The organism is Alkalibacterium sp. m-11 (assembly GCF_054658155.1).
Genome location: NZ_BAAGIR010000070.1, coordinates 1 through 9826, shown reverse-complemented (window position 1 = coordinate 9826; position 9826 = coordinate 1). Strand labels below are relative to the sequence as shown.

At 36.6% G+C, this 9826-nt stretch carries 8 protein-coding genes and 1 riboswitch; all 8 genes read left to right on the top strand.

All coding sequences use genetic code 11. From position 1 onward, the window contains the following. The first annotated feature begins 253 nt into the window (after positions 1–253). The 8 genes from ACYQ2O_RS07980 (at position 254) to ACYQ2O_RS07945 (ending at position 9441) form a co-directional block, all read left to right on the top strand. Positions 254–1039, top strand: coding sequence for a MurR/RpiR family transcriptional regulator (locus ACYQ2O_RS07980; protein ID WP_459796385.1), 786 nt, complete (start codon positions 254–256; stop codon positions 1037–1039). A gap of 117 nt (positions 1040–1156) precedes the next feature. Beyond that, the gene (locus ACYQ2O_RS07975) at positions 1157–2605 is read left to right on the top strand and encodes a glycoside hydrolase family 1 protein (RefSeq protein WP_459796384.1); all 1449 of its coding nucleotides are present in this window, start codon (positions 1157–1159) and stop codon (positions 2603–2605) included. Beyond that, positions 2602–4059 (top strand): M81 family metallopeptidase, encoded by a 1458-nt coding sequence (locus tag ACYQ2O_RS07970; protein WP_459796383.1) that lies wholly within the window; start codon positions 2602–2604, stop codon positions 4057–4059. The genes ACYQ2O_RS07975 and ACYQ2O_RS07970 overlap by 4 nt, the downstream gene beginning before the upstream one ends. An 18-nt stretch (positions 4060–4077) precedes the next feature. Continuing rightward, the gene (locus ACYQ2O_RS07965; protein WP_459796386.1) at positions 4078–5445 is read left to right on the top strand and encodes a M24 family metallopeptidase; all 1368 of its coding nucleotides are present in this window, start codon (positions 4078–4080) and stop codon (positions 5443–5445) included. A 100-nt stretch (positions 5446–5545) separates the two neighbouring features. Next, on the top strand, positions 5546–6982 hold the full coding sequence (locus ACYQ2O_RS07960; protein WP_459796382.1) for a PTS transporter subunit EIIC: 1437 nt from the start codon (positions 5546–5548) through the stop codon (positions 6980–6982). A gap of 287 nt (positions 6983–7269) precedes the next feature. Further along, positions 7270–7998: a glucosamine-6-phosphate deaminase gene (locus ACYQ2O_RS07955; protein WP_459796381.1), complete on the top strand. Its 729-nt coding sequence runs from the start codon at positions 7270–7272 to the stop codon at positions 7996–7998. A gap of 299 nt (positions 7999–8297) precedes the next feature. Next, positions 8298–8555, top strand: a complete 258-nt coding sequence (locus tag ACYQ2O_RS07950; protein WP_459796380.1) for a hypothetical protein — start codon at positions 8298–8300, stop codon at positions 8553–8555. A 1-nt stretch (position 8556) separates the two neighbouring features. Then, positions 8557–9441, top strand: a complete 885-nt coding sequence (locus tag ACYQ2O_RS07945) for an ATP-grasp fold amidoligase family protein (protein ID WP_459796379.1) — start codon at positions 8557–8559, stop codon at positions 9439–9441. Between the two features lie 70 nt (positions 9442–9511). Next, positions 9512–9617: riboswitch (TPP riboswitch) on the top strand. Positions 9618–9826 lie beyond the last annotated feature (209 nt).

Genomic DNA, 9826 nt, shown 5'->3' with positions numbered 1-9826 from the left:
GGAAATGAGATGGTTCCTGTTTACTATAAGAGTATTCACGGTATCGTCTACGATAATTCAGAACTGAAAAAGTAATGGCTACGCACTATCCCAAAAGGGCGAAGGCGTAGCCGAAGCTTTTTTTATGGTCAGTATATTATCTTTGGATCTCCACACTTCCGAATTGTACAACGATTTTGATTAGTGTAAAATAACTAAGAAGAGAACGGACAAAATATTCATATACTAAGAAAAGGAACGTGACATTATAAATATGAATAATTTAGGTTTATTAAATATCTTAGGGAATATTATTAATGAAGGGGACACCAATAGCGATTATGCGATTACAAAATATATCCTAGAAAATATTTCACATTTAGAAAATCTCACGGTTTACCAAATTACAGAAGAAGCCTTTGTGTCACGATCGTCGATACGAAGGTTCTGTCAAAAGATTGGGTACGATAATTTCAGTGAATTAAAAAAGTCGTTGACGGATATTATTTATCCTTCTAATATTCATTTACGAGAGTTTGAGCCGAATCTAAGTTACCGCTCGAAATTAAATGATGAATTAAAAGCGATGATTCATGGTTTAAACGAAAGTGTTTCAAATGACCATGTTGAATATTTAGCCGAATTAATGTATAAACACGAGAATGTGATTTTTCTAAATGCGAATAACACGAGTCCGAACTTAATTAAATTCCAACAAGAATTATTTTATGCTGGGAAGACGGTTCGCATTATTGATAACCATCAAGGCTTAACTTGCACCAATGAACTTTTAAAAGATGAGAATGTCTTGTTAATTGTAGTTTCAGTGTCCGGTGTCTTTGCGGAAGCTGTGAAAGAAATGATTATTAATCTAAAGGGAGAAAAGATATTAATCTCAGCAAACCGTTCAAAAGATTTAGCTTATTTATATAATGATGTCTTTTATATTAGCAACCAGGACATCGTTGAGGATAAACTGGGACTTCTAGGAAAGTACGGCATCACTTATTTATTTGATTTAATTTCGCAATATTATATTTATAACTTTCATCGAAAATAATAAAAGTTGAGGATTTTTAAGGCAATCGTTCATAAATTGAACCATTGTCTTTTTTTATTGCCCGTATACTATAGTCAGACAAGTCAACAGGGGAACAAAACGACATGGAGGTATAGTATGAGGGAATATGCAGAAGTTTTTAAAGAAAAAGACTTTCTGTGGGGTTCTGGAACAGCAGCTTATCAATGTGAAGGTGGATGGGATGCGGATGGGAAAGGTCTCGGAGAATGGGATTACTTCAACCACAACAGCCCACTAAATTTACATGATGAAGATGGGGATGTGGCAAGTGATTTTTACCACCGCTACAAAGAAGATATTGATTTGATGGTTGCGGGGAATCAAAATACTTATCGCTTTTCAATTTCGTGGGCACGCATTCTTCCAAATGGAACAGGCGAGATTAATCAAAAAGGACTCGACTTTTATAATAATGTGATTGATTATTGTTTAGGAAAAGGCGTGGAACCAAATGTAACCCTTTTCCATTATGACCTACCCTTAGCGTTAGCTAAAAGAGGTGGCTGGTTAAATAAGGATATCATTTATGACTTTAATGCTTATGCCAAAATTGTCTTTGAAGCTTTTGGTGACCGTGTGAAATTATGGTCGACAATTAATGAACCACGCTACTATAGTTACTGTACAAATATGGCAGGAAATTACCCGCCGAATCGTCAAAAGGATGTACAGTCATACTTTCAGTATCAATATAACTTGATGTTGGCAAGTGCGAAGGCAATCAAAACATTCCGCGATTTAGGAATTGATGGAAAGATTGGTATCGTGCATGACAATGGGAGTGTCGAGCTTGATCCCGATACAAAAGATAAAGATTTCGTCTATAATACCGCCGATTTCTTTTACAACCGCATGATTTTAGTTCCTGCATTAGAGGGGAAATTGCCGGATGAGTTAGAGGAAATGAAAAAGCATTTCAACTTCTTACTTTATCATGATCCCGAAGATGAAGAGATTTTCAAAGAAGGTATTGGGGATTATTTAGGTCTGAATTTATACAACCGTCAATATGTGAAGGATTGGGAAGAAGGGGAAACGGAAGTCTTTCACAATAACAAAGGGGCAACAAGCGAGAGTCTTGAAGGAATTCGTCTAGCAGGAATATTTGAAAATTCATTTGATAAAGAAGTGAAAAGAAATCAATGGGGACGCGAGGTTAACCCACGTGTGATGTATACTTCATTAATTGAAATTAAAGAACGCTATGACAATCCACTAATCTTGATTACGGAGAATGGTCATGGGATTTATGAAACACCTGACAATGAAGGCTACGTTGAAGATGATGAGCGTATTGAAATCTTTGAGAAGTTTCTAATGTATATGCTGAAGGCCAAAGAAGATGGCGTCAATGTGAAAGGCTACTATCACTGGTCAACGATGGATTTATATAGTTGGATTAATGGCTATAAGAAACGATATGGCTTGGTCCGCGTTGATTTTGAAAATGACTTAAAGAGAATTCCAAAAAAGAGTTATTACTGGTTTAAAGATTATATTGAGAACTACTATGCAGCAAATGATGAGAAGGATGATGTTGAGTGAAAGTTTTGATGGGCCACTTTACTTTAGAAAGTAATGAGAATGTCGGTGGATTAACAGAGCTAGATGTTTTTAATTTGAAGTTTGGTGAGAATTTAGTTTCTGAAATGCATGTGGGAGATATTTTTAGAGAGAACGATATTGAAATTATTCCGGCTTTATATGCGGATGGACACTCAGCAAAAGTGTTGAGTAAAGAAGGGTACAAATACATTCACGATAAAATTATTCGCTCGGTCAAAGAGAATCTAGATGATTTAGATGGGATTTATTTATTCCTACATGGCGCGAGTAAAATTGAAGATTTACCTGAAGGTTCGGGTGAGCGACAGTTATTAAGAAGTATTCGTGAAATTACCGGACCTTACTTACCAATCGCTGTTGTGATGGATCCACACGGAAACTTGACGGAAGAATATGTGTCGAATATGACAATTGGACGAGGCTACCGCGAATCACCGCATACAGATATAGTTGAAACTTATCGCACAGTGGCCCATATGCTGGTTGATTTATTGAAGAATAAAAAATCATTGAAACCACAGTATCGTAAATTACCATTTGTTTTAGGTGGCGAGAAGAGTGTTTCAACGGATGAACCAATGGTGTCGATTAATAAAAAGCTCGATGAAATTGAAGAAGATCCGCGCATTTTAAGTGTTTCTTTCCACGTTGGGTATTTGCGACATGATAATTTCGCAGCAGGTTCAGGATTGATTGTGGTTCCATCTGATAATAAATATATCAACTATGCGAATGAAATCTTAAATGAATTGTATGACTACTGTGTTGGTAAATATGAGGAATTCCAATACCACGGAAATGCTTTAGACGTTGAAGATGCTTTAGAAACATCTATCTCGGCAGATCACAAACATATCGTCGTAACGGATTCGGGAGACAACGTAACTTCAGGTGGAGCAGGAGAAAATACTTTCTTACTCAAACAGTATTTAGATTTAGAAGATTACAACGAGAAGAAATTACTGTTCTCAGCGATAACGGCGAATGAATTGTTCCATGAAATTACACAAAACAAACCGGAAGATTACTTTGAGATTGTACTTGGTGATGGAAAAGATCCGATGCGTGAGAAAGTCGAATTAACGGTTAAAATTATTGAAGAAGGAAATCTACAACAAACCTTTGGTGATACGGATAATTACGGACAAACTATCACATTGACAGTGAAGGACAAGCCAATTGATATTGTGCTCATCGATCAGTCAATTAGTTTTGCAGACTATCATCAATTTGAAGCAGCGAAGATTGATATGCATGAATACAATGTTATTGTTGTTAAACAAGGATATATCTTCCCCGACTTAAATGACTATTGTGACTATTCAATTATGTGTTTAACCGAAGGAGCAACGAACCAAAAGACGGAGACGATTGTCTTTAAACAAATTCAACGTCCGATGCTTCCTTTCGATAAATTAGAAGATTTAAAATAAAAAGAAAAGGTGATTTAAATCATAAATTATAAAAAAACGAAGAGTCCAAAGCTTGATAATACAGGAGTACCAATTGCTTTGACGGATGCAACCATCCAAGAGAGACATAAAAAAGTATTAGAACGCATGAAAGAAAATGGTTATTCTTCATTAATTGTTTACGCAGATAAAGAACATGGTGGGAATTTTGAATACTTAGTTGGGTTCATTCCACGATTTGAAGAAGGTTTACTAGTCTTAAACGTTGATGGAACGAGTACCTTATTACTAGGAAATGAAAACTTCAATAAAGTAAAATATTCAAGAATTGAAGCAGCAGGAATTAAAACGTCGCTATTTTCATTACCAAATCAACCGATGGCAACTGTTGAAGAAATCAAAGAACAACTACAAGATTTAGAGATTGATACGTCAGAGAATGTCGGTCTAGTTGGTTGGAAATTAATTCCAGAAATGACGGATCAATATGATTTACCAGAATATGTTGTAAATGCGATTAAAGCAAGAGTTGATGAAGAAAAAATATTTAATGCAACAACAGTTTTTATCGGTCCTGAAAATGGTGCTCGGATTACAAATAATGCAAACGAAATTGCACACTATGAGTATGGTGCATCACTAGCGTCAGACGCCGTTTTAGAAGCTCTTAATGATTTAGAAGTTGGGAAAACTGAAGGTGACGTTGGGGAAAATTTAACGAAGCAAGGTCAATATAACAATGTTGTTACGATTTCGGCATTTGGAGAAAGATTTGTTGGTGGAAATATTTATCCAACAGACAATCAATTAGAAAAGGGGGATAAGGTTGCATTAACTACTTCTTACCGTGGTGGTTTATCAAGCCGAACAGGGTATGCAGTAGAGAGTTATGAAGAACTAGAAGAAATAGATCCGGGTTATTTCGAAGAGATTGTTGTACCATATTTCACTGCTTATCACTACTGGTTAACGAATATTAAAATTGGTGCGGATGCAGGAAAGTTTTACGAAGATTTTGAAGCTTTCTATCCACAAGAAAAATATGGTTGGGAATTAAACCCAGGTCATTTAACGGCGAATGAAGAGTGGATGTCATCACCATTTTACAAAGATTCAAAGGCAACAGTTAAAAGTGGAATGATTTTCCAAGTTGACTTCATTCCAATTCAGCCGCCACATCAAGGCGTTTCAGCAGAAAGTACGATTGCTTTAGCAGATGAAGATTTACGCGAAGCGATTCAAAATGAATATCCAAAACTGTGGGCACGAATTGTTGAACGTCGTGAATATATCATTGAAGAATTAAAGATTGAATTACCAGAGGAAGTCTTACCATTGGCAAGTACGGTCGGCTATTTAAGACCATTTATGCTAAATAAAGAAGTATCTTTATTTATTGAAAAGTAAAAGTACGGTCTTCAAGAACTATCCCATTAAATGAATTAATGGGATAGTTTATAGGACAAAATAGAAAGCGATTACTATAAAAATACTAGGGGGAAAAGAAATGGATTACGAAAAACTCTCACAAGATATACTTGATAATGTTGGTGGAAAAGAAAATATTAAGAATATCGGACACTGTGCTACTCGATTGCGTATTAACGTGAATGATTCAGGCAAAGTGAATGATGATGAACTTTCAAGATTGAAAGGAATCCATGGTTATGTCTTCAAAAATGGACAGGCACAAATTATTATTGGACCAGATGTCGGCCAAGCTTATAATGCTTTTATGAGAACAACGGATTTTGAAAGTTCTGAATCGAAAGAAGAACGAGAAAAAGCAGAAGGTATGGATGGTGGAACAGGCTCTTCTGGTGGTGGCGACCAAGAGAAAAAAGGATTACTTTACTATATTAATACTGTTGGTGGATTCTTTGCTGAAATCTTTATGCCAATTGTACCAGCACTAATTGCTGGAGGAATTATTTTAGCTTTAAATAATTTTGTCATTAACTTTTTTGGGATTCAACCGGAAAGTGGAACATCACAAATTATTTTAGCCATCTTTAACGCTGCATTTGTTATGCTACCTATTTACCTAGGTTTCACAACGGCGCGCAAACTGAATTTATCGCCAATTATGGGTGCCTTACTTGGTGCAATTTTAGTTAATCCGGCCATAAGTGGTGTGGACGGTTTAGACTTCTTAGGCATCCCGGTCACAACGGTGGACTACGGAGGAAGTGTTGTTCCAGTTATTATTGGTGTTGTCTTCATGTACTTTGTCGATAAACCGCTGGGAAAATATATTCCACAATTTGGTAAATATTTATTGAAACCAATTTTAACGATGTTAATTGTTGTACCCTTTACTTTGATTTTATTTGGACCAATTGGAACAGTCTTTAGTGATGTTGTTGGGCAAGGTGTTCTATGGATAATGGACACAATGGGCTTCATTGCTTTACCTATTTTATCTGCATTATATCCATACATGGTTATGTTAGGAATCGACAAGGCAATGATGCCAATTGGATTCCAAGCAGTTGAAACATTAGGTTATGACCCAATTACAATGGTTATGGGATTCATCTCAAACATTTCAGTTGGTGCATCTGCACTAGCAGTCAGTCGTTTGGTAAAAGATACAGAGAGAAAAGGTCAACACTTCTCATCTGGTGTGACAGGAATCTTTGGAATTACTGAACCAGCGTTTTATGGAGCATTAATCGGCCGACCAAAAGCTTTACTTGGAACCGCAATTGGAGCTTTCTCAGGTGGATTATTCGCGGGAATCTTCTCATTAGTGAGTTACGTAATGGGGGGAGCACCAGGATTATTTACAATCCTATTCTTCCTGAACCCAGACGGATCGATGGGTAACATGATTATTGCACTAATTACAGGAGTCATTTCTATTGGAGTGTCCTACACTGCAACGACAATTTTATTGAGAAATGAAGGAAAAGAAGCTCAAAAAAATCTTGTAGTTGATTGAGCACCAGACGAAAACTAATAGACTATTCCTATCTGTAAAAGTAGAAATTATTTTTATAATATTCGGAAGGTTATACGGACGTAAAACTACCTGAATAGGGGTGGTTTTATAGATAAGCAGTCGCCATATCTACGTATTCAGAATTCGTATATAAGGGAAGATCCCCATATCTACGAATTCGGTTTTCGTATATATGGTGACCGTCCAATTAAGTTTATCCCATAGAAATGGCTTTCACCCGAAAATGTATTACAATCGGTGTATGAAATGGATAAAGGGGAATCTTAATGGATAAAGTGTTTGTAGAAAACTATGATCAAATGTCTGAAGAAGGTTTTGAACAGATTAAAGAAGTCATCGAGACGGTAGATAACCCAGTGTTGTCGATAAACACGGGTGGGACGCCTCGAGGCCTGTACAAGAAACTAGTCGAAGCTGTGAATAATGGGTTGGATATTAGTGAGACGACGTTCTTTGTTTTTGATGAGTATGTAGGACCGAAAGATGCGATTTATACGGTTCGTACTTATCTGAAGGAAAACTTTTTAAATTTAATTGATACGCAACCGAAGGCCATTTATTTTATGGATGGTTCAGCGGATGATCTTGAAGAAGAGATTGCACGTTATAAAGAACTCATCGCAGAGTACGCTATAGATTTACAATTATTAGGTCTTGGAACGAATGGTCATATTGGTGCGAACGAACCTGGAACAGCGTTTGATGCGGACATGCTTTTAGCAGATCACACGGATTCAACGATTGAAAGTACGATGAAAGAGTACGGCATTACGGATCGAGCAGAAGCTCCCGATCAAATGATTACGTTAGGTTTTAGCGAGATTTTAGAAGCAGAAAAGGTGTTACTGTTAATCTCAGGTAAGCACAAAGCAGATGCGACGAAAGAGTTGTTGGAAGGTGAAGTTACTGAAGACAACCCAGCAAGTATTCTAAAAGAACACAAAAACTTTACAGTGATTATTGATGAAGATGCAGCGTCGTTAGTAGAAAAATAAGAAGATTAAATGGAGACTAGTGTGATATGCTCCCCCTAAAGTAGACACTGTAAAAAGTAAAACTACTTTAGGGGGAGTTTTATGCGTTCAAATAGAGAAGGTTCTCTATTTATCCAAACAAAATCCGTAAAATGCATCAGAAGGTACTTGTTTTGAAGAGTATGCTATGATAGAAGTAGTTTTATTTTTTATTTCATGGAGGGGATTTTGTATGTTGCCAAATGCAAAAATTAGGATCAGAAGAATATGATGCGCATAATGCGTAATTAAAGTCACAAGGTTTCTCAGAAAAATATGGCATGCTTGAATGCCCGATTCTCTTACGCGAGCACGACAATCCAACATGTCAGATGATTATGGAAGAACGGTGGGAAGAGTTTTTAGCGAACTCAAAGCGCGATCAAGTCAACTTGCCCCTTGTCTTATGGCGTCATGGTATTCGCACAAATGAATTAGCGGGATTAGGCACAGATATTTACTCCAACTATGCCTTTTTAAAAGTTCCTCATGCGATGAATCGGGATGAAAGATCCGAGTATAACGAGGTGGAAATTTAACATGAAGTCTCTAAAGGTGAACAAACTAAAATTATTTAACGCAACAAAATACGGGAATTTTAAATGGATGCCGGATGAACAGTTTATCCGGTTACAATATGCGTTAAAAATGAGGAAAGACTTGAATCTTGAAAATCCCAAAACCTTTAATGAAAAAATACAATGGCTGAAATTAAATGATCGAAATCCAAAGTATACACAGTTAGTTGATAAATATGCGGTTCGAAAATTTGTGAAAGAACGCATTGGTGGAGAATATTTGGTGCCCATTTATGGGGTGTATGAAAACGATGAAGCGATTGACTTTGACGCATTGCCCGACAAGTTTGTTTTGAAAATGACTCACACTTCAGGTGGAGTCTTTATTATAGAGGACAAGGCTCGAATCAATCATGACAAATTAAAAGCAGAAATCGACAAATGGTTTGATCGAAATTACTATTGGGTCCATAGAGAATGGCCTTATAAGAACGTGCAACCAAAAATCATGGCGGAAAAGTTTATGGTGGATGAATCGGAGAAAGATCTAAAAGACTACAAATTTTTCTGTTTTGAAGGCGAGCCGAAATTTATGTTTGTGGCTTCTGAACGAGGGAAAGAGGCTAAGTTTGACTTTTTCGACTTAGATTTTAATCAGCTACCGGTCATGCAACAAGGTGAAAATAGTGATCAGCAGATTAAAAAGCCCAATAAGTTTGATGAGATGATTGAATTGGCACGAACCTTATCCGAAGGAATCCCACATGTACGGGTCGATTTATACAACATAAATAGTGAGATTTACTTTGGCGAACTGACATTTTACCATAACGGAGGGTATGGACCGTTTATACCCGAAGCCTTTGATTATAAGTTTGGGGAGTACTTGCAATTGCCTGGAAATTGATAGGCAAAAAGAATTTAGTTGAAACTGTTTTCAATTACTGATAGAGTTAAATATGTAAAAAAAATTTAATACGGAAGATCCTGGGAGTCTCGAATTGGAGGCTGAGAGTGATGTATATCAGACCAGAATAACCTGATCGGCGTAATGGCTGCGTAGGGAGATCGAATTTATATACAAGGCTCCTTCCTGTGGATTTTTCTGTGAGAAGGAGTTTTTTTAATGGAAAAAAATCATGTCAATTATGGTAGCAGTGCAGCTGCTATGTGTAAAATAGTTGTCGGAAAGTAAAATAGTAGGGCAAGAAATTAAAGTAGACAAAAAGAAAGAAGACCCTTAATCTAGAGATAACCACAAATCCAGAAAAGAGGTCTTCTTATGAATCAAA